The following is a 26,351-nucleotide window of genomic DNA, read 5'->3' on the forward strand; positions in this document are numbered from 1 at the left end:
GGTTCCCTATGCTGCATCTACCGCCGAGGTACCAGCGGCCGACTGGCGTCAACGCCCCGGCCGATTTCGCGGACTACAAGACGACTTCCCTTCGCCACCCGAAGCAGCCGCTGAAGCTGCTCCCCCAGCGGCTCACGGAGCTCACCGGGCCGGTATTCGGCGAAGATCGCGTCGGCGCCGGCGAAAACGACCTGACCATTGCCAACGGCGGCGAAGCACAGGGACAGCGCATCGTCGTTCACGGCCGCGTACTCGACGGCGACGGAAAACCCGTCCCCCACACACTGCTCGAGGTGTGGCAGGCCAACGCCGGTGGACGCTACCGCCACACCGGCGACAACTGGCCCGCGCCGCTGGATCCGTTCTTCAACGGCCTGGGTCGCTGCGTCACCGACGCGAACGGCCACTACAGCTTCACCACGATCAAGCCGGGCGCCTACCCGTGGATGAACCACGACAACGCCTGGCGACCGGCACACATCCATTTCTCGCTGTTCGGCACGGCATTCACGCAGCGCCTCGTGACGCAGATGTACTTCCCCGACGATCCGATGTTCTTCCAGGACCCGATCTACAACGCGGTACCCGAAGCAGCACGTCACCGCATGGTCAGCGTCTTCGACTACGACGCCACAGTCCCCAACTGGGCTCTCGGGTTCCGCTTCGACATCGTCCTGCGCGGCCGTAACGCCTCCGTATTCGAGAACGAGGAAGACCACGATGACTGATCACACCGCGAAGCCCGCACCCACTTATCCGGTCGTCCCCGGCGACTTCACCACCACCCCCTTCGGTGTCACGCCCTCTCAGACCGTCGGGCCGTACTGGCACATCGGCCTCCCCTGGACGGACGGCCCCGACGCCGCTCCCGCCGATGCCCCCGGACGAATCACGCTGGCCATCACGGTGATCGACGGCGCCCGTACACCCGTCGCCGACGCGATGATCGAAACATGGCAGGCCGATACGCTCGGACGCTTCAACCATCCGGACGATCCCCGTGGCGCAGTGGAGCTCACTCCGGCTGGTTTTCGCGGATTCGCCCGCAGCGCAGCGGATCCCACGGGCACTGCACTGGTCCACACTGTCAAGCCCGGTGCGCAGCCCACTGAAACGGATGCGGACGAGGCCCCACACGTGAACGTGTCGGTCTTCGCTCGCGGCATGCTCGACCGCCTGGTCACCCGCTTGTACTTCCCCGAAGACGCCGACGCACACGCAACAGATCCGGTGCTGTCCTCACTGAGCGAAACCGAACGCGCGAAGCTGGTTGCAACCAAGGTCGACGGTGGGTACTCCTGGACGGTCTATGTTCAGGACGAGGACGCGAACGGCGTCGAGACGCCCTTCTTCGAGCTGTAAGAGGAGTACACATGCCCACTCGCGGCGCACTGTTCGACCCGGTGTTCGGGGCCACCCGCGTATCGGAGCACCTGTCCGACCAGGCGTGGGTCACCGCGTTGCTCGACGTGGAGGCCGCACTGAGTTGTGCGATGGCCACAGTCGGGTTGGCGGACGGGGAACATTGCGCCGCGGTGGCTGCTGCCGCGGCCGAACTCTCACAACCGGGCGGTCTGGACATCGTGGCGCTCGGCCGCGCGTCGGCCGCCGGCGGAAATCCCGTCATTCCGCTGGTGAAGATGCTGCGCGAAAGGGTCGGACAGGAAGGTGTGCCTGCCTCCGTGGTGCACCCGGGCGCCACGAGTCAGGACATCATGGACTGTGCGCTGATGCTGTTGACGCGACGCGCGGGCGCGGTGGTTCTGGCCGACCTGACCCGCGCCGCCGATTCCGCCGCCCACCTCGCCCGCATCCATCGCTCTACTCCGATGGTCGCGAGAACCCTGGGACAACAAGCACTTCCGACCACCTTCGGGCTACTGGCATCGAGTTGGTTCACCGCACTCGACGCCGCAGCGATTCGCCTCGAGATCGTGCTGTCCACGTTGCCGGTTCAATTCGGCGGCGCCGCAGGCACACTCGCTGCGTTGTATCCCGACGGGCTCAGGATCGCCGACGCGCTGGCCGACGAACTCGGCCTGGCCAGGCAGGTCACTCCCTGGCACACCGACCGCGTGACTATCGCAGAACTCGCGACCACACTCGGTATCGTCGCCGGCGCCGTTTCCAAGCCCGCCACCGACATCACCGTCATGGCGTCCACCGAACTGTCCGAGGTTGCCGAGAGCGCTCCGGGCGGCTCATCGGCCATGCCGCACAAGCAGAATCCGGTTGCCGCGATCACCGCCCGCGCGGCAGCGCGACGTGCTCCCGCGCTGGTGGCCACAGCCCTGTCGAACATGGATCACGAATTCGCTCGCGCCGCAGGCCCCTGGCACGCCGAGTGGGAAACCGTCACCGATCTCCTGCGTCTGGCAGGCGGAGCGGCGCACCAGCTTTCCGTGAGCCTCACCGGCCTGCAAGTACACACCGAGTCGATGGCTCGCAATCTCGACATCACCGGTGGCCTGATTCTCGCCGAGCGTGTCACCAAGGCCCTGTCCGCACACACTGATCGAGCGCGCGACATCGTCACCGCGGCAGCCACTTCCGGAACCAGATTGGATCGTGATCCCGCCATCGCAGAGCACCTGAGCGAAACCGAGATCGCCGAACTACTCGACCCCGCACACTATCTGGGCCACGCCACCGATCTGGTCGACCGTGCCCTCGCCGAACGCCCTACAGGAGGATCCCGATGAGCGTCGCGCTCAACTTTCAACAGACCGGCAATCCTGATGCTCCCGCAGTAGTTCTCCTGGGTTCACTCGGATCCGATCTGTCCATGTGGCAGCCGCAGATTCACACGCTGTCGAATCGGTACCGCGTCATCGCCGTCGACCATCGCGGCCACGGCAAGTCACCGGTGCCTGCGGGCCCCTACTCAATTGCCGATCTCGCCGGCGATGTCATCGCTCTCCTCGATTCGCTCGAACTCGAGTCCGTACATCTCGTCGGGCTCTCCCTCGGCGGCGCTGTCAGCCAATGGATCGCCGCGCACCACCCCACTCGCGTCGAGACGTTGACGTTGATGTGCACGTCCTCGCAGTTCGCCCCGGCTCAGCCGTGGATCGATCGCGCCCAGGCTGTCCGAGCGGACGGTATTGCATCCATCGCGGCCGCCGTGGTCGGACGCTGGTTCACGCCGGGTCTGGCCGACAACGATCCGGAACTAGTTGCCCGCCACGTCGCAATGGTCGAAGCCACACCCGACGAGGGCTATGCCGCCTGCTGCGAGGCGCTTTCGGTATGGGACGGCCGCGCCGACCTGGCCCGCATCGTCGCTCCGACGCTCCTCATCGCTGGCGAGCAGGATCCGGCGACGCCTCCGTCGACGTTGGGTGCGATCGCCGACGGCATCGCCGATGCGGTACTGCACGTGGTCGATCCGGGCGCACACCTGGCCAACGTCGAACAAGCCGGGCGCGTCACCAAACTACTTGCAACGCATATTGCCTCGCACACATCTGCGCTCGCCCAACGTAGCGCCGCGGTGTCGGCCGGCATGACCGTACGACGCCAGGTGCTCGGCGACGCCCACGTCGACCGTTCCATTGCCGGTGCCACCGAGTTCACCGCCCCTTTCCAGGACTTCATCACTCGCACGGCGTGGGGTGACATCTGGTCGCGCCCCGGCCTCGATCACCACACCCGCAGGCTCCTCACTCTCGCGATCCTCACCGCCGTCGGCAACGAACACGAACTCGACATGCACATTCGCGCTGCGCTGCGTGCCGGGATCGATCCCGACGAACTCGTGGAAGTATTTCTCCATACCGCGGTCTATGCGGGTGTGCCGAACAGCAACTTGGCTTTTGCGCTGGGAAAGCAAGCACTCGCGGACCTCTCGGCCGAACCTGAGGAGAACGAGACAACATGAGTGAGAACAGCAGCGAGCAGGCGCCGGGACCGTCCCCGGACTACGTGCAGTCGCTGGCCCGTGGGCTTTCCGTCATCAAGGCTTTCGACGGTGAGCACCCGCGTCGCACCCTCAGCGAGGTTGCCAGGCACACCGATCTCACGCGTGCGACCGCTCGCCGCTTCCTGCTCACACTCGTCGAACTCGAATACGTACGTACTGACGGTTCGGTGTTCTGGTTGACGCCTCGCGTCCTCGAACTCGGCTACAGCTACCTGTCCAGTCTGTCTCTCCCCGAGATTGCCGGGCCGCATCTGGAAGCTTTGTCCGCCAAGGTCCGTGAATCCACGTCCGTGTCGATCCTCGACGGTGACGACGTCGTCTACGTGGCTCGTGTTCCGGTCAGCCGCATCATGACGGTGTCCATCACCATCGGCACGCGCTTTCCCGCCTATGCGACGTCCATGGGCAGGGTCCTGCTCGCGGGCCTACCCGACGACGCATTAAACGCATACCTCGCCCGAGTGTCCTTCGCCCGCCTGACCGGCAAGACCATCTCCACGGCCGACGGACTACGCGCCGAACTCGAGAAGATTCGCGCCGACGGATTCGCGATAGTCGATCAAGAACTCGAAGAGGGTCTGCGCTCTCTTGCCGCACCCATCCGGGACGCAACCGGTGACGTGGTCGCGGCCGTCAACATCTCCACCCAGGCTGCCCGCTACAGCGCCGAAGCTGTTCGCGGTGAACTGGTTCCGGCCGCAGTCGCCACTGCGGACGCCATCTCCGTCGATCTCGGACGTACTCAGTCGTCCAACAATCACTCGGCTGCCACCCGCTGACCGAGCAGACCCAAGGAAGAACCAATGCCTGACGTTGTCATCTGTGAACCGCTCCGTACCCCTGTCGGCCGCTTCGGCGGTGTCTTCCGTGACGTAGCCCCGGAAGATCTCGCCTCGACGCTGATCACCGAACTCGTCACGCGTACCGGCATTTCCGGCGCGGAGATCGACGACGTCATTCTCGGCCAGGCTTCGCCGAACGGTGAGGCTCCGGCGATCGGACGCATCGCGGCGCTCAACGCGGGTCTGGGCATCGATGTTCCCGGCATGCAGGTGGATCGCCGGTGCGGGTCGGGATTACAGGCAGTCATCCAGGCCGTCATGCAGGTTCAGTCCGGTGGCAGTGACCTGGTCCTCGCGGGCGGTGCCGAGTCGATGAGCCAGGCCGAGTTCTACGCAACCGGAATGCGTTGGGGCGTCAAGGGTGAAGGAGTTGCGCTCAGCGATCGTCTCGCGCGGGCCCGCGTCACAGCCGGCGGACGTGACTTCCCGGTTCCCGGCGGAATGATCGAAACGGCAGAGAACCTGCGCGCCGAGTTCTCCATCAGCCGCGAGGATCAAGATGCACTCGCGGTTCAATCCCATCAGCGTGCAGTCGCCGCACAGAAGAACGGCGTCTTCGCCGAAGAAATCGTTCCGGTATCCGTTCCGCAGCGCAAGGGCGAGGCCCTGCTCGTCGACACCGACGAGCATCCACGCGCCGACACCTCGATGGAATCGCTTGCGCGCCTTCGTCCCATGCGCGCAAAGATCGACCCCGACTCCACCGTGACTGCAGGTAATGCCAGCGGTCAGAACGACGGCGCAGCACTGGCGATCGTCACCACCGCCGACAAAGCTCGTACCCTCGGACTGCGACCGCTCGCACGCCTCGCGAGTTGGAGCGTTGCGGGCGTTCCGCCGCGCACCATGGGCATCGGCCCCGTACCGGCGTCGGAGAAGGCACTCGGCCGCCTCGGGCTGTCCCTGGCGGACATGGACGTCATCGAACTCAACGAAGCCTTTGCGGCACAAGCCCTTGCAGTCCTGCAGAGTTGGAATCTCGAGGCCGACGACCCACGCATCAACCCCAACGGCTCCGGCATCTCCCTCGGACATCCGGTCGGAGCTACGGGTGGACGAATCCTGGCCACCCTGTTGCGCGAGATGGACCGTCGCGAAGCGCGTTACGGCCTCGAGACGATGTGCATCGGCGGCGGGCAGGGCCTGGCTGCGGTCTTCGAGCGCCTGTCCTGATCAAGCCCCGACGTGCGCGACGCCGGAGTCACCGAGTTCGCCGCGTAGGCCGTCGAGAAAGACACGCAGCAGTTCGGTGAGTTCGGCCTGCTGCTGCTCGGTGAGAATCGACGTCAGTTCGGCTTCACGGCCGAGAACTCGGTCCACCAATTGCTCCACCAGTTCGTGACCGGCGGCAGTGAGGGTCACGAGCACTATTCGTGACCCTTGCGCGGCGGAGGACCTCTCCACCAGACCCGCGTTCTCCGCGCGTGCGAGTCGCTGCGAGATCGCACCGGCCGTGACTCCGGTCTGCTCGGTGATCTGGCGAGTCGTCAACTGATACGGCTCGCCGGATCGCCGCAGGACACTGAGTAGGTCCAGCGTGGCTGTGTCCGCACCGGCCGAGGCGAGTACCCGTCGGCGATCCTCACCGAGCAGCTTGGCGCACATCCACAGCCTGGTGACGATGCCGATACCCTCCACGGGCGTGCCCGGCCTTTCGCGAAGCCACGCCAAGGCAACCGCGTCCACCGCGTCGTCCGGGTTGTAGTCGCCCACCACTGCACACCTCGTTTAGCTCTAAATGATACGTTCTTCGTATAGGTCTAAACGTAGCTCACGGAGGTAGGCATGACACGCACAGTTCTGGTAACCGGCGGCGGAACAGGGATCGGGCGCGCAGTTGCAGCGGCGTTCGCCCGGGACGGAGACACCGTTTTTGTCACCGGCCGACGCACGGAACCACTCGAAAAGACCGCGGAGGAGTTGGGCGATAATGTTCACGCCTTGACTTGTGACAACTCCGACCCGAAAGACCTGAAGCGGCTGCAGGATTCGCTTCCGGGAACCATCGACGTCGTGGCGCACTGCGCCGGCGGTAACACGGACTTCGATCGTGAAGCGCCGTCAGATCTGGAATCCCTGGCCGCCGGGTGGCGGGCCAATCTGGACTCCAATCTGATCTCGGCAGTGTTGACCACAGCAGCAGTTCGAGATCGAATCCCCAGTGGCGGTGCCGTCATCACCATCGGATCGATTGCCGCCGACAAGGGAGCTGGAGCGTACGGCGCTGCCAAAGCAGCAGTTGCGACGTGGAATGTCGATCTGGCCGCCGAACTGGGCCCAGAAGGCATCACGGCGAACATCGTCTCCCCCGGTTACATCGCCGACACCGAGTTCTTCCGGGACTTTCTGACGGACGAGCGTCGCGCGATGCTGATCGAATCCACCAGCACCAAGCGCGCCGGAACCCCGGACGACATCGCATCAGCCGTCCATTTCTTGGCCTCACCGGGTGCCCGGCAGATCACCGGTCAGGTATTGGCAGTCAACGGCGGCGAGAGAACCAGTCGCTGATCACGCCAGGTGGCGCTCGAAGAACGAGTCGATTCGCTTCCAGGCATCCTGCGCTGCAACAGGATCGGGACCGATTCCGAGGATGCGCTCCAAAGGACGAAGCACCTTGGGTCCGGCCTCCGCGTCGTTGAGGAACGCGTGGCCGGCGGTGGGGTACTCCTTGACGTCGTTCTGGATACCGGCATTGCTGAGCGCCGTCTCCAGCTTCGCTGCAGCACCCCGGAGCGAAAAGTCCTTGCCTCCGAAACTCCCGACGATCGGGCACGCATCCACCACGGCCTCATCGAGTTTGCGTGGAAGCTGACCGTAATTGACCGAGGCAGCGTCGAAATCTCCGGCGCTGACCATCGCGAAGCCGCCGCCCATGCAGAATCCGATGACACCGATCTTTCCGGTGCAGTCCCGGGATTCCACCAGCCAACTGCGAGCGACTTCGATGTCGGTGAACGCCTTGCCGTGTCCTCGAAGCATCGACGTCATGGTGGGCACTAGGCACCGCTTCGCCCCGCCCGCGCTGTAGAGGTCGACAGCAAGCGTCAAAAACCCCGCAGCGGCCAGCCGCTTGGCTTGCCGCTGCATCACCTCCTCGAGCCCGAAGGCCTCGTGAATCATCACTACCCCCGGCCACGGGCCGGGGGTAGTGGGGGTTTCGAGTATCGCTCGCAGCGGTTGTGATCCGCCGACTACTGCGGCGCGGCCCGTCAGATCTATGTCCACCATGTCTCGATGCTAGGCCGACGCGGCGTCAATAGGCTCGGAAGCGAGGTCAGGGGAGCTGTTTTCCCTGGCCCGCTGCAAGCCCGGTCAAGACCTCGGCGAGCTGCGGCAAGGCGTACGGTGCGCTCAGTGGACCGAAATTGTCGACAAAGGCATTCGAGAGCAGAAGTTCGACCGGCGCATAGGCTCGCGCCTTCACCGCGGGGAGGTTCTGGAAAACTGCGAAGTTCTCCAACCTCGTCGTCGCTTCCTGATCAGAAGCGAGGCTGAGCAAAATGTCTGCGGGTGCGAGTACCTCCGCCTGCTCCATCGACAGCGCAGTCATCTGCTCGGCGTTGTATCCGCGATAGTCGAGTCCGAGTTCGCGCAGCAGAACCCCGGGCGCACTGGCATCCCCCTGCACATACAACTGATCGCCGTACATCGAGCCGATCATGATCGTCTTGCCACCCAAGCCGTTCAGCGAAGCGGCGGTGTCGGAGATCAGGGCGTCGGTCCGGGCGATCGCTGCAGCAGCGGCCTCGTCGACAAAAGCGGCCTGCCCGACCGTGGCGACGCCGTCACGCTACGAGGTGGTCCAGTCCAGCGCGATGACCGGCGCGATCTGGCTGAGCCTCTCGGCTGCCGGTTCGAGATAGGTCTTCATTCCGATGATGAGATCCGGTGAGTAGCGCGCGATGATTTCCGGGCTGATTTCGCCTGTGGTGTCGAAGCTTTCGAGATCGGCTATTCCAGCGGTGCTCTGCCACGGCAGTGCACCGCGGTCCCACGCACCCGTATTGCCGTAGGCGACTGGGTGAACGCCGAGAGAGAGCAGGAATTCGAGATCCGTGAAGTCGCTGGCAACAACGATCCTTTCCGGCTTCCCCGAGATCGTGGTGGTTCCGAGCGCATTGATCACCTCACGTTGTTCGCCGGCATCAGAAGCATCTGATGTAGTCGAACACCCCGCAAGGATGGCGGCCGCTGCCGCCGCGCCGACGCCGAAGAACCCACGGCGACTGAGCTGGTCCACCAGTTCAGACGTCGTGGATTCACAAATCGTTCCGTACATGTATGCACTCTCCTTCTCGGCGACTGCTGCGCGCGCCGAGGGCACAGCGAAAGAGAGGTTAGCCCACCCTCATCTTCCATAGGGTTCCTATGTTTGCGATTCCGAGATCGGAGCGATAAAAATGGACCGTTCTCGAGCGGACAAGTACATTCCCGCTGATCTATCACCGCAGGCAGTTGGGCGAGCCACCAGTCCCTGCCTTCGGCGATCGGGTCGCTCCAGCGTCGAAAATCAGTCGAAGATCAGTTGCCATTCCCTCCTCGAAAGCTTCCGAATTACCGTCTTTTGCACGTCGCCCACCGTTCGACTTGCGCGGCGTGGGAGGATAGACATATCGAGATCGGGACTTCGATGTGAGGGCCCGGATCGAGTTTGTAGGGAGTATCGGTATGGCACAGGGCATCGTGAAGTGGTTCAACGGCGAAAAGGGCTTTGGTTTCATCGCTCCCGACGACGGAACACCGGACGTGTTCGTTCATTACTCTGAAATCTCGGGCAACGGCTACAAGTCGCTCGACGAGAACCAGCGTGTGGAGTTCGAGGTTGGCCAGGGCCAGAAGGGTCCTCAGGCCACCAATGTGCGCGCTGTCTGATCAGTGACACAAGAAGAGGGCCGCACCCGCAAGGGTGCGGCCCTCTTCTGCATCGGATTCACCTCTGAATCACTGATCCTGAATGACGGCCAACGCTCCAACGATGTTCGACTCCGCCACCGACTTCGAGATTCCGAGATCAGCCAGAACGCCTGATCCGTCTTCGAGTTCGAGCAGCGCGAGCAGGATGTGCTCGGTTCCGATGTAGTTGTGGCCCAGGCGAAGAGCCTCACGGAACGTCAGTTCCAGGACCTTGCGCGCACGAGCGTCGTACGGAATGAGTTCTGGTAGTTCGGAAGTCGGAGTCGGTAGTACACCGGCCACTGCAGCTCGGACGGATCCGAGCTCCACCCCTTGCGCCACTATCGCCTTCGCAGCCAACCCGGCAGGCTCCTCGACGAGCCCCAGGAGCAGGTGCTCCGGCTGGATCTCTGCGTTACCGGCGGCGCGGGCTTCGTTCTGCGAGGCCATGACGACGTTCTTCGCCCGGGGAGTGAACCGGTTGAACCCTTCGTTCGGATCCATCGGCTTCTGATCACTCGGCGCCTTGGGAACAAAACGCTTCTGCGCAGCCTGCTTCGAGACACCCATGCTCGCGCCGATCTCCGTCCACGACGCTCCCGACCTGCGCGCCTGGTCGACGAAGTGACCGATCAGGTGATCTGCAACTTCACCGAGATGATCAGCGGCAATCACGGCGTCGGAGAGTTGGTCGAGAGCATCGGTGTGCACCTTCTTGATCGCGTCGATGAGGTCGTCGAGTCGAACCTTGTTGGTCATTTCCGCTGGTTTGCTCATGCGTCAACCCTAGGTTGACGCAATCGAAAGCGTCAACCCTAGGTTGACGATCGTCTTCGCCGCCCAGTGCTCAGCCGGAAAAGAATTCACGCAGAGCCGGGACAATAGCGTCGTCGGCGACGCCGTGGCCCTGACCGGGGATCTCCAAAGTCTTTGTCCCCGAGACTTTTGCAGCGATTCTCGTCGCCGAGGCAGGTGCCCATTGACCACTGTCACCGCCGTACATGACCAACGTGGGGACGGTAATGGAGGCAAGCCAGTCGAGCGACTGACAGCCGTGATCACACACAGCGACGTCGTAAGGCAAGGTGTGCGCGATGGCGCACATGTCGGGCCAATCGGCACTCCGCTTGATCTCGTCGACCATCTCCGCGGATGCACCGGTCAGATCCAGAAAACGCGTCACAGCACCTTCCCTGTCGCCGCCCGCAATCAATCGCTCCAGGTCACTTTGGGCAGTCTCGTCACGCTGGTCGTCGTCCATGTACGGCGCCTCGTAGACGGCGAGCTTACGCATCGGAACGGCCTGCGCAGCGGCCTCCAAAGCCAGCGCGGCACCCGACGACAATCCGTAAACGAGCGGTGTTTCACCGGTGGCAGCGACGACCGCCCGCAAGTCCTCCACCTCGGCGTCGATCGAGAACGCGCGACTGTCACCGCTGTCCCCGCGTCCGCGCCTGTCGTACGAGTACACCGTGAAGTCCGCCGCCAACTCTGCAGCCAGGGAATCGAACCATCCGCGGTCGCAGAACGCTCCGGCGACCAGGACCACTGCTGGTCCGGCACCGGAGCGTTCGTATGCGATGGTCGTACCGTCGCGGGATTGCACTACCGCTGGGGATTGCTCTGTTTGCACGTCGATCTCCTCAGGTCTGGTCAATGCCTACCTGATTAGACCGCCCGCGTTACCGAAACTCATCGGTCCGGTCGGCAGAGGCTTCAGCTGATCTTGTTGTACAGGGCATCCCAACCCTGTGCCACGTACGAAATCGTGTAGATCGAACCGTAGAACGTAGAGCCACCCAGACTGGTGACGTTGCCCGCCTGCACTGCCGGGAGTCGCTGCCACAGCTTGCTCGCCACCAATGCCTGGTACGCGGCACTGTCCTCGTTCTCGGTGATCATGAAGCCGTCGACGCCGGCCAGCACGTCGAGGCCTTCGAGGCTGACGCCGCCCTCGGGATCGAGCCCCTCCGAGGTGGCGGTTTTGCCACCGATGTCGCCGAGCGTCATGTCGCTGGGCTTGTCGCCCTTCTCGGAGGTACGGATGCTCGTGACGTACAGCGTGTTCGTGTCCGGCATGAACGAGACACTGGCGACGGTCTTGGACGCAATCTTCTCGGCATGACGACTGCGGATGTCGGAAATCAGATTGTCGTAGTCGAGCGTCAATCGATCGAGTGTGGCCGTTCGACCGAGCCAGCCCGACAACCGCGAGAGGTTTGTGCGCCAGTCGTCGGTGAACTCTGTCGTCAGAACCGGTGCGATGGTGGACATCTCGGCCACCGGCCACCACTCGCTCTCGTAGTTCAGGCACACGATCAGGTCGGGCTCGAGCGCCAAGATCTGCTCGCGGTTGGGGATCTCCGACAGGAACGGTACCGACGAATCGATAGGCACCCACGGTGTCGCCTGGGCGTACGTGTAGCCGACGAGCGGAAGTTCCAGCGCTACAGCAGGTTCCAGATCGAGCCGCGAGTCGATCGCGACAACCCTCTTCGGATTGACAGGAATGTCGTACGTTCCGAGAGGTGTCGTCACAGAACGCATTTCGGTTTCACCCGAACTGCTCCCGCTGTCACCGCAGGCCGCCAGGAACGCGCCCAGCCCGGCGATTCCGGCACCGAAGCCGAACTGCCGACGTGTGAGGTCCGAAACGAGGCGGTTGTCGGAGTAGCCCTCGGGAAGCAAGAGCGTGGATTGAGCGGGCATGCGTGTCGAACCTCCAAAAGAAATGAATCATCCACTGTTGCGAGCGGATAAGGATGCCCTAACAGCGTACGCAGGGAGGGTCGTCGCGATCGGCCCAGAAATAGTCGAATCAGGCCAATTCGCACCCCTTACTTGTCGAGTTTGCGCATCTCGACGAAGTAGACCGCACTGAACGCGAGGTAGGTGCCGACGATTCCGAGGACCGAGATGATCAGGACGAGAGCGAGAAACATAGCCATGATGGTCTCCACTGACACGGGTTGTTCACGATGTCGATCGAGAGAAAATGGCTTCGAACTGCGGCGCTGCGACTCGAAGCGGGGCCGAAACTTTCGGTTACACACACCACGCTAGCCCCAGGCGTCTCGAGTTTTGATGAACTCGAGGTGAACTCTCCTACGGCTACGTCACACTTTTCTGTCGGACGGTCAGTTCGGTCCGAGCACCTGTCCGGACCATTCGACCAAAGGCGTCAGTGCGCGCCACGCTGTGCGAACTTCCTTCAATGTCCTGGCGCTGTCTAGCCACGACGGGCTTGGGTAACTACGACCAGCAGTCAGCGACTTGTGACGCAGCAATTCGATCCGCGGGTGATCGACCGTGTATCCGCGAGGCGCCGTCTTGAGCTTGTCGCCGCCGATCGTGAATCCGGCCTTCTCGACGGAGGCCAGGATCTTCTCGAGCTCCGGCCCTCGAACGTCGTCGTCGACAGCCGCACGATAACGCGCGATGGTCTCCGAACTGCTGGCGTAGAAACCACCGGCCACCATCAACCCTGCCGCGTCGATCTGCACGTAGTAGCCACAGCTCTCGGCGAGACCGACGAACGCTCCCTGGTGCGTCTTGTACGGGATCTTGTCCTTCGAGAATCGAACGTCACGATACGGCCGAAAGAGCTTGGCCGTGCCGAATTCGTCCTCCAACGCCGCGGTCAACGACGCCATCGGACGACGAACCACTTCGTCGTACGTCTCCTTGTGCGCTGCCCACCAGGTCTTGCTGTTGTCGGCTTCCAGGTCTTCGTAGAAATCGAGTGCAGCAACGGGTATGCCAGTGAACGCAGCCATGACGTAAGCCTAGCTGCCTGTTCGGCTTTGGACCGTCTGCCCTGCACCGATGCCCGGATCGGCCCGAATCCGTAGACTGCATGGAGATGATTTCCGAAATACAAGCATGGGAACTGACCGATACCAACCGAGACTGGTTGATTCACCGACCCGTCGAGATCGCGATCTACGTGGCACTCGCAGTCGTTCTGCGCTTCGCACTGCACCGCGGGATCGATCGAATGTCGAAGCCTCGCAAGTCTCCGAACGCCAAGGTGAACGAGCGCAGATCGCAGCGAGCCCGGACCATCGGTTCGGTACTCAAATCGACGGTGTCCATCGTCATCCTCGTCTGGTGTGTGCTGCAGATCCTCGGCATCCTCGGGATCAACGTCGCGCCGTTCATCGCATCCGCCGGCGTCATCGGTCTTGCCATCGGTTTCGGTGCACAAAACCTGGTGCGTGACTTCCTCTCCGGCATCTTCATGTTGCTCGAGGATCAGTACGGTGTCGGCGACGTCGTCGATCTCGGCGACGCGGTCGGCACCGTCGAAACAGTGGGCCTGCGTGTCACCACGATTCGAGATGCCAACGGCACCTTGTGGTACTGCCGCAATGGCGAAATCCTGCGAGTGGGCAACATGAGTCAGGGTTACGCCACTGCAGTTCTCGATCTCCCCATCGCCCACAATGCGAACGTGCACAAAGCGTGCGAGGTGGCGACGCGAGCTGTCCTCGAGGCGGCGGAGTCCGAACCGATCAGGGCGGACATGATCGACAAGCCGGAGATGCTGGGAGTCAATTCGGTTACTGCCGAGGCAATTACCATTCGAGTGACGGCGCAGGTCAAGCCTGGGCGCCAGTGGGCAGTCCAGCGCGCATTTGCACGCTCGGCGCTGACTGCGTTCGAAGAGCAGGGAATCGAGGCCCCGTACCTGCCTGTTCTGCGCTGACGGTTGAAACGGAATCGACTGCCCTTTCCATCAATTACGCGAGCCCCCGGCGGGGTCGAAACCACCGGGGGCTCGCTGGTGCCTGACGCACGATTCAGACGGTGGAGGTCGAGACCTCCCGATCTGCCGAGCTGTTGCCAAACACCCTGTGCAGGAACATCGTCAGAGCAATTGCTGCCACGATTCCGATCAGCGGTGGGATTCCCACCTCGAACTCACCGGAAAGCCAAGCGAGGAACGCTGCGACGGCATAGACGGCGAGGTTTCGCCAGTGGACCGGCTGCGGGGTGTAACCCTCGGGAATGCCGCGCCGCCAGCGGCACAGGAAGTCCGCGATGATCACACCGCCCAATGGCGGGATGAACGTTCCGAGCAGGCTCAGATAGTCGACAAGATGGTTGTGCACACCGGTCAGAGCGAGCGCCGTGCCGATCACACATCCACCGATGACGAACGGGGTCTTGCGAGGCTTTCTGAACAGTTCGGCACCGGCCACTCCGAAGGCGTATGCGGTGTCTGCGTTGCTCTTCCAGAGGTTTCCGAACAGCAAGACCAGGCCCCAGCCGACAAGCCCGAGGTTGTAGAGGATCAACACGAAGTCACCCTCGTGGAACGTGATGGCTCCGATGGCGCCGAACAGGATCATCAATCCGTTTCCGAGGAGGAACCCGATAACGCAGGCCCACACCGCTTGTGATCCGGAGCGAGCAAATCTGGTCCAGTTGGGCGCTTGCGTTCCCGCCGATACAAACGTGCCGACGACAGTGGTGATTGCGAGCGCGATCGTCATGGTCGTCTGCGGTTGAACCGAGACCAGGCCGGAGAATCCACCGACCTCTTCGAGGGACCGGAACACGACCCAGCAGGCCAACGCCAGGATCAAGGGCGTCGAGACGAGCGAAACCCAGTACATTCCGCGGTAGCCGTAGCAGGCGGTGACGCACATCAAGATGCTCGCCGCGATCATCACCGACGCCCGCGCGAGATAGGACTCCCAGCCCAATGCCTGCGCGGTGAGATCACCGATCGTGCCGATGATGACTCCGTACCAGCCGATCTGGGTACCGCCCAGCAGGATCGAAGCGAGCTTGGACCCGCGAGTGCCGAAACTGTAGCGCGCCATCACAACTGTTGTCAGCCCGGTTCGGGCTCCGACGAACCCCATCATGGCGACGTAGACCCCCAAGATGGCGGATCCGGCGGCGATCACCACCATCAGTTTCCAGAACGAGAACGCGGTACCGAGCGCTGCTCCGGCCAACATCGTCGGTGTGAAGATGGTGAACCCCAGCAACACCACCGCGAGCGAGAAGAACGGCTTACGTGCATGAAGCGGAACCGGAGTGACGGGATAGTCTGGATCGATCGGGTGGCCTGCGCTCTCCGAATCGCCTGCGACCGTGGCAGGTTCGACGGCGCTGCTCATACAACTTCGCCGATGTCTTCGAGCCACAGGCTCGGGCGCTCGGCCAGCATGCGGTCCATCAGTGCCACACACTCCGCGTCGTCGACGACGTCGACCTGAATTCCGCTGCTGCGCAACCATTCCTCCGATGCCTCGAAGGAACGATTTTCGCCGACCACGATTCGAGGGATCTCGTACAGGCGCGCCGTTCCGGCGCACATGAAGCACGGCGACAAAGTCGTGTAGAGGACACACTCGCGATACACCGAGGCCGGCAGTCGTCCGGCGCGCTCGATGCAGTCGGTCTCTCCATGACGGATGGCGCTGTTCATCTGGACCCGACGGTTACGTCCGACTGCGAGAACCTCGCCCCGGTGAATCAGCGCCGCGCCGATCGGCACGCCGCCCTCCTCCCAACCGATCTTCGCCTGTTCGATCGCAAGTCCGAGAAAATACTCATCGGTGTGTGCCGGATGATTCATGTGCGCTCCTGGAGTCTGACCAAAATCGTCGATTGTGGCTCGTGTCACAATCCGACCACGGTGGTAACAGCCCGACAAGGGACAACCTGTCAGTTCGGCAGAACTAGCTCTATGACGAAGTGCCCCCTCGGCGGACGATATAGAAATGCTCCCGACTCTGCGACAAGTTCTTGCGATGCCCTCGTTCAAGGCCGCCGCAATCGAGGTGCTCGCGGGCGACATCGATACCGCGGTGGTCCGCTGGGTCCATTCGTCCGAGGTGTACGAAATGGGTGGGCTGCTGTCCGGAGGTGAGGTCCTTCTGACCACGGGCCTCGGTCTGCACGGGCGATCTCCCGAGCAGCTCACCGCCTACATCGACCAATTGGCGGACGCGGGATGCGTCGCACTCGCGATGGAAGTCGGGCGCTCGTTCCTCACGGCCCCTCCCGAACTCGTCGAAGCTTCGCGCCGACGGGGACTCGCGTTCTTGGCCCTGCACGCAGTAGTGCCCTTCGAGCGGATGGTCGAAGACTTTCACGACCTCATGCTCCGCCGCACTCTCGGTTCGGCGCAAGCGGGCGAGCCTGTCTGGCAAGAACTTCTGAGTCTCGTGGTTGCAGGCCAGGGCATGACTGCGCTGCTCGACAAGGTGTCACGACTCGCGGGGTGCGGCGTCGATCTGCTCGACGCGGATGGCAGAACCGTCGAGCGCAGCACAACCGGCGCAGAGCGATCCGAGACCGAACGCACTATCCACGACGTACGCGGCCCGACGAACTCACTCGGTCGACTTGTCCTGTGCGGGCCGGCAACCACACGCCGAACCGCCGTCGCAAACTGCGCCGCCGTCGCGGTCGCTCTGGAACTCGGCCGTCACGGCGATCTCGGCCCAAGACAGTCACTCGCCCAATCGGTGATCACCGACGTGGTGGGCGGTGTGCTCACATCGCACGGCGACTTGTCCGAGCGACTGACAGCGGCCGGGTGGACGCCGTTGTCGGAGGGGCACCACGTCCTCGTCGCCGCTGTCGACATCGATCGGCAAACCCCGGTTCGAGAGCTCGCTGACCAAGTACGCGACGCCGTGCGGGCCGTGCTCGGCTCCTGTGTCGTCGGGACTGCGGCCAATCACGTCATCGTGCTCGCGCATGGGTGGGCGTCCGCATCCCCCGCTCGAGTGCGGACTGCGTTCACCGAAGCCGACGAGCTGCTACGCCGCGGGCCGGGCGGTTCCGCGGTACGCACGCTCGGAGTGGCGACGCCGGTCGCGGATCTGTCGGGCGTCGGGGCTGCGGTCGCGCAAGCTCGCGAAGTCGTCCAGATCGCGCGGCGCTTCGGCTCCCGGACCGGAGTGATCCTCGCGAGGGACGTCGGCGTCCAACGACTGCTCGCCGCCGGAACGACACCCGCTTCGCTGTCCGTGTTCGTAACCGAGCAACTCGGTTCGCTGATCGCATACGACACAGCACATTCCGCCGACCTCGTCCGAACGCTCGACGCGTACCTCGCACATCGGGGCGGCAAGGCGAGAACCGCGGATTTCCTCGGCATTCGGCGTCAGTCGCTTTATGCACGGCTCACGCGTATCGAGAAGCTGATGGGTGTTTCCCTCGACGATCCGGCACAGGTGGTCTGCCTCGGGCTTGCGCTGACCGCATGGCGCATGCGCACCGGCCTTGATCCACAAGCAGCGTTCGAGCGTCTCCCCGGGTGAGCGACAACCTCTGCGATGATGAACGAATGACCGGAGCAGCGGAGTTGATGATCGAGATCCCTGCCGGCGAGGTGCACCTTCGGGACGACCGCAAAGGTACTGCGTGGACCTCGAAAGTCGAATCCTTCCGCCTCGCAAGCCATCTCACCACCAGGGCGCTGCTTCACGGAGATTCGTCGGACGATTCGAGCAAACCAGCGGTCGACCTTTCATGGAAGGACGCCATCGCAACCTGCAACGCACTTTCGGTCGCGGACGGTCTGACACCCGCATATCGAGACGTCGACACCGATTCTCCGCAGTGGGACCGGGGCGCAACTGGCTACCGGCTCGCCACCGAGGCCGAGTGGCAGTACGCATGCAAGGCCGGCACCTCCGGCTACCGCTACGGCGAGATCGACGAGATTGCTTGGTACAGCGACAATTCAGAGGGTAGGGCTCGTCCCGTCGGAACGAAGGCACCCAACAACTGGGGCCTGTACGACATGATCGGCAATGTCTGGGAATGGTGCTGGGATCTCTACGACCCCGAGGTCTACGGCGCGTACCGGATCTTTCGCGGCGGCAGTTGGGCCGAAAGCGAGCGCGGTTGCGGCGCTACCGTAAGGAGGCGAAGCCATCCGACGTTTGCAATCGACGACCTGGGATTTCGCCTAGCTCAAACGATCTGAGGGCAGACGACTGAGGACTTCGAGCACAGCCTCGATCTCTTCTCGACTGCGCAGCCGAACTATCGGCAACGACGGCACATCGACAAGAACCGTGGCCATTCGCTCGGCGTTGCGTCCGTCGGTTCGCCAGGCCCAGCGCACCACGTGATCCGGATCGAACAGAATGGTGTGCAGTGGAGGCTCCATGTTGCGATTCCACAACACCTCTCGCTGCAATCGCCGACGCACGGTTCGTGTGATCACCTGGCGCATCACCGTCCGCCGAGGCAGATCCAACCACAGCATCAGGTCCGCACGCTCGGCCAGAAGTCGACGCACCGCACCGTACTGCCACTCGGTCACCCAGGCCGGCTCGCTCGAAAAGCGTCGTACTTCGGTTTCGAAACTGTCGAGCGGAATCCAGCCGCGCCCGTGGAACAGCGAGTCCAGCTCAGTGTGTTCGATCTCGAGAAGCCGCCCGATTCGACCGGCGAGAGTCGTCTTTCCGGCACCGGAAGTCCCCGCGACAAGGATCTTCTGCGGACGAATCGTCAGCGCGGCGGGGTCTACGAAAGGCACCGATACACCCTAGGGGCCTTACACTTCGCAGTCCACCCATTCGATGTAACCGGTGCCGTTGATCGACGCACCGTCGAAGCTTCCCCGGTAGGTATACGCGCCGACGTATCCCTTGCCGTGACCGTAGCGCCACTCCGAGTCGATCTCCGCCTCGAACTCCACGACCGTCCTGCCGTAATCGCGCACCTGCCAACGCAGTACGCGCGGCACACGCATCTCGCGACCCTGTGGGTCGACGTGCAATGCGTCGGCGTACTCGAGCACGTCGAACTCGACGTCGTCGAAGACCTTCGCACTACCGTCGACAGTCCGAATGTAGGCGAGCTTGCACGCCGAAACCCCTGACGCTCGAACATCGGTGAGCAACAACTGATGCCGGTCGTCCAGTTGAACGATCTGGTAGGTGAAAAAGTCGGCCGGGAGCTTCCACGACTCGGGAAGCGCGCGGCGAGTCAGCGATTGCGGTGTCATGCACCGCGCGTACTCGACGGTGCACGGAGCCGAAATACTCACCGGTCCATCCGGACTCGCAATTGTTCCGGAGCACTGTGCCAGCAGACTGACGTGGTCGTAGACGGGATTACGCACGAACCACGACGCTTGGTCCGTTGCCACGATCTCGAGATCGACGTCGAATGAGTCGTATCGCCCGGTGACACGGAAGTTCGGATAGCTGTTCTCGATGATCAGGTTGTCACCGAAGGCGATTCGCGAACCATCTTCTTCGAACGCACACTCATCGGCAGCGTCGTACGCCCGGTAGAAGTGATGGCCCGGCGCTGCGGTGGAACTCAGCACGGTTGCGGTGTTTCGCGCGTCGGGTGCAGCGAGATAGTCGTTGTCGAACACCACCGTCCCGGTTGCACCGATCAACGTCATGGTGTTGAGGTAACGGAAAGGCCCTGGCAGCCGGGGAACGAAGATCCCGTAGTGCGTCCACGCAAACTTCCGCGAAGCCAGGTGCGGACGCAGCATCTCGGGCCGATCGAACGGGCGTACCGATTCCGCCATTCGCTTGTCGATCAGCGGTAGCGCGCCGTCCAGCAAAGCCCGAACCGCGGGTCGCCACAATCGGCGCGAGCGGGTGGCGGGAACAGGGTCGGAACGATCAACGGTTTGTCCGGTCACGCCCCTAAGTTAATGTAACCAGCCGTAACAAACAAGTGTCGAAGTCTCCTCGACGACCTCACACCCTGAACACCCGCGCTCTGCCCACCGGGCGAATAGCATGTGAGAATCCGCGTACCGGAACCGGTCGCAGAGAGGGCGCAACAATGCAGCACGAAGAGTCGTCGTTCACCGGAGTCGCCGGTACCAAGATCGTCTACGACGTGTGGACACCGGACCGCGAACCCACCGGGGTTCTCGTCCTGTGCCACGGACTCGGCGAACACGCGAGGCGCTACGACCATGTTGCTGCGCGGCTCGGGGAACTCGGGCTCATCGTGTACGCACCCGACCATCGCGGGCACGGACGCTCTGGCGGCAAGCGCGTTCACCTCAAGGAATTCTCCGACTTCACCGACGACGTCCACACGTTGTTCTCGATCGTGACGGCGGCACATCCCGGCAAGGACAAGTTCCTGCTCGGGCACAGCATGGGCGGCGCGATCGCCCTTTCCTACGCCCTCGACCATCAGGCCGATCTCAAAGCCCTCGCCCTGTCCGGACCTGCGGTGATCATCGCAACCGGCACTCCGAAGATCGTGATGCAGCTGGGCAAGATCGTCGGCAAATACCTCCCGGACGTGCCCGTCGAGAACCTGGAAGCTGCTGCCGTATCGCGTGATCAGAAGGTCGTCGACAAGTACAACGCCGACCCGCTGGTTCACCACGGCAAGGTTCCCGCCGGCATCGCGCGCGGCATGATCACCGCCGCGGAAGGCTTCCCGGCGCGCCTGCCCTCGCTCACCATTCCCGTACTGCTTCAACACGGCTCGGACGACCGTTTGACGGACCCGGCCGGCAGCAAGCTCGTCGCAGATCTGGCCGGCTCTTCGGATGTGACCTTGAAGGTGTACGACGGCCTGTACCACGAGATCTTCAACGAGCCTGAGCAGGAAGAAGTTCTGAACGATCTGATCGAGTGGCTGCGTCCGCGGGTCACCGGAGCATAGTCATGTCTACGTGCGGGATCCTGCTGGCGGCCGGGGTCGGATCCCGCATGGGCAAGCCCAAAGCGCTCGTCACAAACGCCGAGGGTCAGTCTTGGCTCCACCACGGGGTGACGACACTGCAGTCCGCAGGCCTCTCACCGGTCATCGTGGTCCTCGGCGCGCAGGCAGAGGACGCCCTCGAACTACTGCCCACCACCGATGTCATTGTGGTGATATCGGATTGGCAACACGGAATGAGCGCGTCACTGCGCTGCGGACTCGAGGCCGCCATGCGAATCGACGACGCAGATGCGGCAGCGATCTCTCTGGTCGACGTCCCGGACCTCAACGCCGACACCGTGACGCGGATCGTGGGTCACAGCTCCCCATCACGAAACATACTGCGAAGAGCTGTCTTTCACGGCCGTCCCGGCCATCCCGTCCTGATCGGACGCGACCACTGGCCGACGCTTGCAAAGTCACTCACCGGGGACGGCGGCGCCAACACCTACCTACGCAAGAACGGGGTCGAGTTGGTGGAGTGCAGCGACCTCAGCAGCGGCGTCGACGTCGACTACCCCGAAGCCTGATCGCACGTCACAATCCTCCCAGGTGGTGGGTGTCCGTATTCGGTGTAAAGATGGCCCGATGAAACGTACAGTCGCCGCCCTGCTCGACATCGAGATCGACGAGGCGACCAACCTGGAGTTCAAGATCGCGGTGACGCGCGCGCCGGGTGTCGAACTGCTGGAAACGATGTCGTTCGTCCATGACGGCAATCCGCTCGAACCCCGCGAGATCACCGCCGAACACGGTACCCGGATTCACCTACTCGACTGTGCCCCAGGCAAACTGATCGTCAGCTACGACGCAACCGTCATCGGCCGCGCAGAACCGGCGTCGGTCAGCGACTACGACGTGTCGAAATATCTGCGCCCCAGCCGGTATGCCGAGGCCGACAAGTTCTTCGGTTTTGTCGCCGGGCAATTCGATCTCGCCACTCCCCCGGCCGAACTCCTCCTCGAAGTCACTCGCTGGGTGAGTACACATTTGAGTTATGTTCCCGGCACCAGTCGCGGCACCGACAGTGCGGTCGACACCTTGCTCGCCGGCGCCGGAGTGTGCCGCGACTACTCGCACCTGACCATCTCACTGCTGCGCGCCGTGGGGATTCCCGCTCGACTGGTGGCCGTCTACGCGCCGGGCTGCGATCCGATGGATTTTCACGCCGTAGTCGAAGCCAATATCGACCACGTCTGGCGCGTGGTCGATGCAACGCAATTGGCGCCGCGCAGCAATCTTGTGCGCATCTCGACCGGCCGAGATGCCGCAGACACAGCCTTCCTCGACAATCACGGCGGTTCGATCACGTTGCACGCCTCGGAAGTTCGCGCAGTCGTCGACGGCGTTCTCGACAACGACGACTACGCAACACTCACATCGATCGGCTGAAAAGCGTCAGGCGCTGATCTGGTTCTGCGAGGCCATCGTTCGCTCGAGGAACTTGATCGTGAGATCGACGATCGCCTTCCCCTCCCGAAGAGCTTTCCCGATCACCGGGAAAGCATGGATCTGCCCACTCCAGATGTGCGTTTCGACGGCTTGTCCTGCCTTGATCAAGTTTTCGGTCATGATCTCGACGTCGGGACGCATCAGTTCGTATTCGGCGGACACCAGGAACGACGGCGGAATCAGACTGGCGTCGGCGTTGATCGGCGACTGCGCACCGGGAATCTCGTCCGGACCCTCGAGCCACCGGTCCTTGAGCTTTTCCACCTGTGACATCGGTAGGTAGGCATCACGTTTCATGAAATCGGGATCATGGTCCTCGAGGTTCACGTTGAGAAGAGGGGAATATCCCACCACGGCAGCGGGCCGCGTGATTCCGCGCAGTGCGGCAATTTCGGCGACCTTCATGGCCAGGTATCCGCCCGCCGAGTCACCGGCAACCACAATCTTGTTCGGGTCTTCGGCTGTCTCGAGCAACGCGGTGTACGCGGCCATTGCGTCCTTGACCGAGGTGCCGATGGAACCTTCCGGCAGCTGGCGGTAGCGCACGGAGATCACCGGTACTCCGGCCTTCGCAGAGAGCAAACCGCACAGTGCCCGGTGCGTTGCCAGACCGCAGAAGACGAATCCCCCTCCATGGAAGTAGAGGATCGTGGCGCCGGCCAACTCGCCCTGCGCTTTGCGTGGATGCTGCACCTTCTCGCTGGGCACACCACCCAGCGTGAAAGGCTCGATATCGAGGTTCTTCGGCTTCGGCAGTTTGTCCGCCATCGCGTCGAGTCGCTCGAGTTGGCGGATACCACGTTCGGTGGTCGGCCAGAGGGTGAACATAGGCTTCACGAACGTCCTGGTCAGGCAGAAGATGACCCGCGCTCGCGGACTCACGTTCCAATGCCATACCGTCGAATCTCGCGTCCGCATAGCGTCCTCCCAGGTCAAGCCGTTTTGTGCATTTGAGTTACACATACTTGTCGGCTGCTGATGTGAACGATAACTGACGCTGCGTCAAAATGACACGACGGGTATGGATCAATTGCTCGAGCGTGTGCAAGTTCTGGTCGCGATCACGGCCGGGAGAGATATGCGCACAGTCCGCGGTGCCCTCCACGCATCATCGCTTCATGATTCCACTCGAACAGCGGCTTCGCGACCTTCGCGGCCAGACCAAGCGCTCCGGACACCGCTACCTGTTGCCGAAATTCGGCTGTGCAACCAGATCCAGCGGGGCGCACCGCCCAGCTACTCCACCCGGTCATTGCGCCGGTGAGACGCACTTTCAGAAAGCGGTCAACTGAGTCTTCCACCTCGCGTCGCCCGAAGACCAGCAGCGTCAGAGGGACAGCGCTGCGGATGGACATGGAGCCTGAATGCTCGTCGATCGTCCCGACTCGGCGTATCTGAGGCCACCACTGCGAATACCGTTCGGCATCCGCGAGAACCTCGTAGACGCGGTCAGCAGAGGCAGGAAGCGTCCAGACGCTGTGGAAGTCGAAGTCGGTCACGGTTCAGTCCGTCTGCGCAGCAGCAGTCACCCAAGCACCGTAACCCGAACCGCGGGTGCCTACACGCCGGGCTTGCTCAGTATTCGAATGTCTCCACCCGTCGCAGGATCTCCTCCGCGATCTTGGCGGGACTCCCGCCCACGTCGACGACGATGGCCTGTTCGTCCGGGTCGACGGCCTCGAGTGTCGAGATCTGGGAGTCGAGCAGCGAGGCGGGCATGTAGTGATCGAGGCGAGCGGTCAATCGCTGGCCGATCTGATCCCGCGAACCGGCGAGGTGCACGAACACGACGTGCTCACCGCGAAGCACGTCGCGGTAGCTGCGCTTGAGTGCCGAACACGTGACGATGCCCGGCTGACCGGCGTCGGTATGGCTCTTGATCCAGACGGCGATCTTGTCGAGCCAGGGCCAGCGGTCTTCGTCGTTCAACGGATGCCCGGTCGCCATCTTGTCGATGTTCGCCTGCGGGTGGAGATCGTCGCCTTCTTGAAGGTCCCAACCCATCGCTCCGGCGAGCATGCCGCCGACCGTCGACTTTCCCGAACCCGAGACACCCATCAGGACGAGCACGGGGTACTGCTTCTGCTGTGCCGCTTCGCTGTTCATGTGCTCGCCTACCTAGATGAATGCGCTCAACACGAGCACTCCGGCCAGGCCCGATACCGAGATGATGCATTCCATCACGGTCCAGGTCTTGAGGTTCTGTACCACGCTGACGCCCAGATACTCCTTCACCAACCAGAATCCGGCGTCGTTGACGTGCGAGAGGAAGAGCGAGCCCGCGCCGATCGCCAAGACCATCAGCGAGACATGTGCGGACGAGAGATCGGCCGCAACCGGAGCAAGGATGCCCGACGCCGTCACCGTTGCCACCGTCGCCGAACCCGTTGCGACGCGGATCAATACCGCCACCAGCCAGGCCAGGAACAGCACGGGAAGGCTGCTGCCCTTGATCGCGTCGGCGATCACTCCGGCGATACCGGTGTCGATCAGGACCTGTTTGAAACCGCCACCAGCGCCGACGATCAACAAGATGCCTGCGATGGGAGGTAGGGAACTCTCGAGTGACTTCGAGATGGCCTTGCGGTCCATTCCGCCGCCGCGACCCAGCAGCACCATACCGACCAGAACCGCGAGACCCAAAGCCACAACGGGTGTTCCGAGGAAGTCGAGGACGGACTTGGGGAGTGCCTCGGAATCGGGTGCGATCACGTCTGCAAATGCCTTGCCCAGCATGAGAACAACCGGCAGGAGGATCGCTGCGAGAGTAGCCGCGAACGAGGGACGCTGCTTCTTCTCTTCCTCGCCTCGATCTTCGCCTGTGACAAAAAGATCCGGGACCTTCACGTCGACCCACCGCGCGGCGTACTTACTGAAGACCGGTCCGGCGAGAACAACAGTGGGGATCGCAACGAGGACACCGAGCGCGAGGGTGAGGCCGAGGTTTGCGTTCAAAGCCGAGACTGCAACCAGCGGTCCTGGGTGCGGGGGAACCAACCCGTGCATGGCCGAGAGGCCGGCGAGGGTGGGGATCGCGATGCGCATCAGGGACAAGCCGGAACGCCGCGCGACGAGGATGATGACCGGCATCAACAGGACGAGACCGATTTCGAAGAACATCGGCAGACCGATCACTGCGCCGACCAGAGCCATCGTCCACGGAAGCGCCTTGGTGCTGGAGCGGCCGACCAGCGTGTCGACCACTCGGTCGGCACCGCCGGAATCGGCGAGGAGTTTGCCGAACATCGCGCCGAAACCGATCAGGATTCCGACGCTTCCCATGGTCGACCCGAAGCCGGTGGCGAACGCCGCGACCGACTCGGCCGATCCGAGGCCGGCCGCCAGACCGACACCAACCGCACCGATGGACAGTGCGAGGAAGGGGTGCAGGTCGAGCCAGGTGATCAGCGCGATGATAACCGCGACGCCGGCGACTGCAGCGATGATCAATCGTGCGTCGCTACCAGCGGGGACGACCTCGGCCGCCAGCAATGCTGTGGTGTTCATAGGGACTCCCAGTCCGATGAGTGATTGAGGTCACTGTTCCTTAATTAACCTACAAT

Annotated in this window: 30 protein-coding genes; 14 read left to right on the forward strand and 16 right to left on the reverse strand. The window is 63.0% G+C overall.

The features are described from left to right. Positions 1 to 8 precede the first annotated feature (8 nt). From pcaH to KTR60_RS25215, 6 genes are read left to right on the forward strand one after another with little or no spacing between them, the layout of a single operon-like run. Positions 9 to 728: a protocatechuate 3,4-dioxygenase subunit beta gene (pcaH, locus tag KTR60_RS25190; RefSeq protein ID WP_007730015.1), complete on the forward strand. Its 720-nt coding sequence runs from the start codon at positions 9 to 11 to the stop codon at positions 726 to 728. Beyond that, positions 721 to 1,362 (forward strand): protocatechuate 3,4-dioxygenase subunit alpha, encoded by a 642-nt coding sequence (pcaG, locus tag KTR60_RS25195; protein WP_042924957.1) that lies wholly within the window; start codon positions 721 to 723, stop codon positions 1,360 to 1,362. Before pcaH ends, pcaG begins: the two co-directional genes overlap by 8 nt. An 11-nt stretch (positions 1,363 to 1,373) precedes the next feature. Beyond that, entirely contained in the window at positions 1,374 to 2,702 is a 1,329-nt protein-coding gene (gene pcaB / locus KTR60_RS25200; RefSeq protein ID WP_003940620.1) for a 3-carboxy-cis,cis-muconate cycloisomerase, read from the forward strand. Next, positions 2,699 to 3,880: a 3-oxoadipate enol-lactonase gene (gene pcaD / locus KTR60_RS25205; protein ID WP_228401369.1), complete on the forward strand. Its 1,182-nt coding sequence runs from the start codon at positions 2,699 to 2,701 to the stop codon at positions 3,878 to 3,880. Before pcaB ends, pcaD begins: the two co-directional genes overlap by 4 nt. After that, a complete protein-coding gene (locus tag KTR60_RS25210) occupies positions 3,877 to 4,701 on the forward strand; it encodes an IclR family transcriptional regulator domain-containing protein (RefSeq protein WP_054828151.1) in 825 nt (274 codons plus the stop codon). The genes pcaD and KTR60_RS25210 overlap by 4 nt, the downstream gene beginning before the upstream one ends. 24 nt (positions 4,702 to 4,725) lie before the next feature. Then, on the forward strand, positions 4,726 to 5,937 hold the full coding sequence (locus KTR60_RS25215) for an acetyl-CoA C-acetyltransferase (RefSeq protein ID WP_007730007.1): 1,212 nt from the start codon (positions 4,726 to 4,728) through the stop codon (positions 5,935 to 5,937). Here the strand turns inward: KTR60_RS25215 and KTR60_RS25220 are convergent, their stop codons facing one another. Then, entirely contained in the window at positions 5,938 to 6,477 is a 540-nt protein-coding gene (locus KTR60_RS25220) for a MarR family winged helix-turn-helix transcriptional regulator (RefSeq protein WP_099698127.1), read from the reverse strand. It lies immediately after the preceding gene. Between the two features lie 72 nt (positions 6,478 to 6,549). Between KTR60_RS25220 and KTR60_RS25225 the strand changes: the two genes are divergently transcribed. Further along, positions 6,550 to 7,275 (forward strand): SDR family NAD(P)-dependent oxidoreductase, encoded by a 726-nt coding sequence (locus tag KTR60_RS25225; RefSeq protein WP_054188428.1) that lies wholly within the window; start codon positions 6,550 to 6,552, stop codon positions 7,273 to 7,275. Here KTR60_RS25225 and KTR60_RS25230 read toward each other — a convergent pair whose 3' ends face one another. The 3 genes from KTR60_RS25230 to KTR60_RS25240 form a co-directional block, all read right to left on the reverse strand. Then, positions 7,276 to 7,995, reverse strand: a complete 720-nt coding sequence (locus tag KTR60_RS25230) for a dienelactone hydrolase family protein (protein WP_228401370.1) — start codon at positions 7,993 to 7,995, stop codon at positions 7,276 to 7,278. It lies immediately after the preceding gene. Between the two features lie 46 nt (positions 7,996 to 8,041). Then, positions 8,042 to 8,446, reverse strand: coding sequence for a hypothetical protein (locus KTR60_RS25235; RefSeq protein ID WP_228401371.1), 405 nt, complete (start codon positions 8,444 to 8,446; stop codon positions 8,042 to 8,044). Positions 8,447 to 8,557: 111 nt separating this feature from the next. Further along, positions 8,558 to 9,091 carry a hypothetical protein gene (locus tag KTR60_RS25240; protein ID WP_228401372.1) on the reverse strand — a complete coding sequence of 178 codons (534 nt, stop codon included), beginning with the start codon at positions 9,089 to 9,091 and terminating at the stop codon, positions 8,558 to 8,560. A gap of 344 nt (positions 9,092 to 9,435) precedes the next feature. On the opposite strand from KTR60_RS25240, the gene KTR60_RS25245 reads away from it, so the two are divergent. Beyond that, positions 9,436 to 9,639 carry a cold-shock protein gene (locus KTR60_RS25245; RefSeq protein ID WP_003939930.1) on the forward strand — a complete coding sequence of 68 codons (204 nt, stop codon included), beginning with the start codon at positions 9,436 to 9,438 and terminating at the stop codon, positions 9,637 to 9,639. 69 nt (positions 9,640 to 9,708) lie between these two features. Here KTR60_RS25245 and KTR60_RS25250 read toward each other — a convergent pair whose 3' ends face one another. From KTR60_RS25250 to KTR60_RS25265, 4 genes are all read right to left on the reverse strand, one after another. Continuing rightward, positions 9,709 to 10,437 (reverse strand): Clp protease N-terminal domain-containing protein, encoded by a 729-nt coding sequence (locus KTR60_RS25250; RefSeq protein WP_228401373.1) that lies wholly within the window; start codon positions 10,435 to 10,437, stop codon positions 9,709 to 9,711. 70 nt (positions 10,438 to 10,507) lie between these two features. Next, positions 10,508 to 11,293: an alpha/beta fold hydrolase gene (locus KTR60_RS25255; RefSeq protein WP_042447011.1), complete on the reverse strand. Its 786-nt coding sequence runs from the start codon at positions 11,291 to 11,293 to the stop codon at positions 10,508 to 10,510. Between the two features lie 83 nt (positions 11,294 to 11,376). Then, positions 11,377 to 12,369, reverse strand: a complete 993-nt coding sequence (locus tag KTR60_RS25260) for an ABC transporter substrate-binding protein (RefSeq protein WP_007729992.1) — start codon at positions 12,367 to 12,369, stop codon at positions 11,377 to 11,379. Between the two features lie 428 nt (positions 12,370 to 12,797). Beyond that, entirely contained in the window at positions 12,798 to 13,436 is a 639-nt protein-coding gene (locus KTR60_RS25265) for a DUF2461 domain-containing protein (RefSeq protein ID WP_003939783.1), read from the reverse strand. Positions 13,437 to 13,522: 86 nt separating this feature from the next. On the opposite strand from KTR60_RS25265, the gene KTR60_RS25270 reads away from it, so the two are divergent. Next, positions 13,523 to 14,368 (forward strand): mechanosensitive ion channel family protein, encoded by an 846-nt coding sequence (locus KTR60_RS25270; protein ID WP_024487521.1) that lies wholly within the window; start codon positions 13,523 to 13,525, stop codon positions 14,366 to 14,368. Positions 14,369 to 14,462: 94 nt separating this feature from the next. On the opposite strand, the gene codB is transcribed toward KTR60_RS25270, so the two are convergent. Both codB and KTR60_RS25280 read right to left on the reverse strand, forming a co-directional pair. Beyond that, a complete protein-coding gene (gene codB, locus KTR60_RS25275) occupies positions 14,463 to 15,794 on the reverse strand; it encodes a cytosine permease (protein WP_228401374.1) in 1,332 nt (443 codons plus the stop codon). Continuing rightward, positions 15,791 to 16,255 carry a nucleoside deaminase gene (locus KTR60_RS25280; RefSeq protein ID WP_003940577.1) on the reverse strand — a complete coding sequence of 155 codons (465 nt, stop codon included), beginning with the start codon at positions 16,253 to 16,255 and terminating at the stop codon, positions 15,791 to 15,793. Before KTR60_RS25280 ends, codB begins: the two co-directional genes overlap by 4 nt. A gap of 175 nt (positions 16,256 to 16,430) precedes the next feature. Here KTR60_RS25280 and KTR60_RS25285 point away from each other — a divergent pair, with 175 nt between their 5' ends. Both KTR60_RS25285 and KTR60_RS25290 read left to right on the forward strand, forming a co-directional pair. Beyond that, on the forward strand, positions 16,431 to 17,951 hold the full coding sequence (locus KTR60_RS25285) for a PucR family transcriptional regulator (protein WP_228401375.1): 1,521 nt from the start codon (positions 16,431 to 16,433) through the stop codon (positions 17,949 to 17,951). Between the two features lie 26 nt (positions 17,952 to 17,977). Then, positions 17,978 to 18,622, forward strand: a complete 645-nt coding sequence (locus tag KTR60_RS25290) for a formylglycine-generating enzyme family protein (protein ID WP_228401376.1) — start codon at positions 17,978 to 17,980, stop codon at positions 18,620 to 18,622. Here the strand turns inward: KTR60_RS25290 and KTR60_RS25295 are convergent. After that, complete coding sequence (locus KTR60_RS25295) at positions 18,605 to 19,180, reverse strand: AAA family ATPase (protein ID WP_228401377.1); 576 nt, start codon at positions 19,178 to 19,180, stop codon at positions 18,605 to 18,607. The genes KTR60_RS25290 and KTR60_RS25295 overlap by 18 nt on opposite strands. Positions 19,181 to 19,198: 18 nt before the next feature. Then, complete coding sequence (locus tag KTR60_RS25300; RefSeq protein WP_047272028.1) at positions 19,199 to 20,308, reverse strand: DUF6670 family protein; 1,110 nt, start codon at positions 20,306 to 20,308, stop codon at positions 19,199 to 19,201. Between the two features lie 146 nt (positions 20,309 to 20,454). Between KTR60_RS25300 and KTR60_RS25305 the strand changes: the two genes are divergently transcribed. From KTR60_RS25305 to KTR60_RS25315, 3 genes are read left to right on the forward strand one after another with little or no spacing between them, the layout of a single operon-like run. Beyond that, positions 20,455 to 21,297 (forward strand): alpha/beta hydrolase, encoded by an 843-nt coding sequence (locus tag KTR60_RS25305; RefSeq protein WP_019745522.1) that lies wholly within the window; start codon positions 20,455 to 20,457, stop codon positions 21,295 to 21,297. A gap of 2 nt (positions 21,298 to 21,299) precedes the next feature. Beyond that, on the forward strand, positions 21,300 to 21,866 hold the full coding sequence (locus tag KTR60_RS25310) for a nucleotidyltransferase family protein (protein ID WP_050654563.1): 567 nt from the start codon (positions 21,300 to 21,302) through the stop codon (positions 21,864 to 21,866). A gap of 58 nt (positions 21,867 to 21,924) precedes the next feature. Further along, on the forward strand, positions 21,925 to 22,728 hold the full coding sequence (locus KTR60_RS25315) for a transglutaminase-like domain-containing protein (RefSeq protein ID WP_030536536.1): 804 nt from the start codon (positions 21,925 to 21,927) through the stop codon (positions 22,726 to 22,728). Positions 22,729 to 22,734: 6 nt separating this feature from the next. On the opposite strand, the gene KTR60_RS25320 is transcribed toward KTR60_RS25315, so the two are convergent. The 4 genes from KTR60_RS25320 to KTR60_RS25335 all read right to left on the reverse strand — a co-directional run bounded on the left by KTR60_RS25320 (position 22,735) and on the right by KTR60_RS25335 (position 26,295). Then, on the reverse strand, positions 22,735 to 23,706 hold the full coding sequence (locus tag KTR60_RS25320) for an alpha/beta hydrolase (protein WP_030536535.1): 972 nt from the start codon (positions 23,704 to 23,706) through the stop codon (positions 22,735 to 22,737). A gap of 143 nt (positions 23,707 to 23,849) precedes the next feature. Continuing rightward, positions 23,850 to 24,287: an SRPBCC family protein gene (locus KTR60_RS25325; RefSeq protein ID WP_007729979.1), complete on the reverse strand. Its 438-nt coding sequence runs from the start codon at positions 24,285 to 24,287 to the stop codon at positions 23,850 to 23,852. 76 nt (positions 24,288 to 24,363) lie between these two features. Then, entirely contained in the window at positions 24,364 to 24,894 is a 531-nt protein-coding gene (locus tag KTR60_RS25330) for a gluconokinase (protein ID WP_003940404.1), read from the reverse strand. A gap of 12 nt (positions 24,895 to 24,906) precedes the next feature. Further along, a complete protein-coding gene (locus tag KTR60_RS25335) occupies positions 24,907 to 26,295 on the reverse strand; it encodes a GntP family permease (RefSeq protein WP_003939838.1) in 1,389 nt (462 codons plus the stop codon). Positions 26,296 to 26,351: the final 56 nt, after the last annotated feature.

The sequence above is a fragment of the Rhodococcus sp. C1 genome, from assembly GCF_020809065.1.
In the GTDB taxonomy this organism is placed as follows: domain Bacteria; phylum Actinomycetota; class Actinomycetes; order Mycobacteriales; family Mycobacteriaceae; genus Rhodococcus_F; species Rhodococcus_F qingshengii.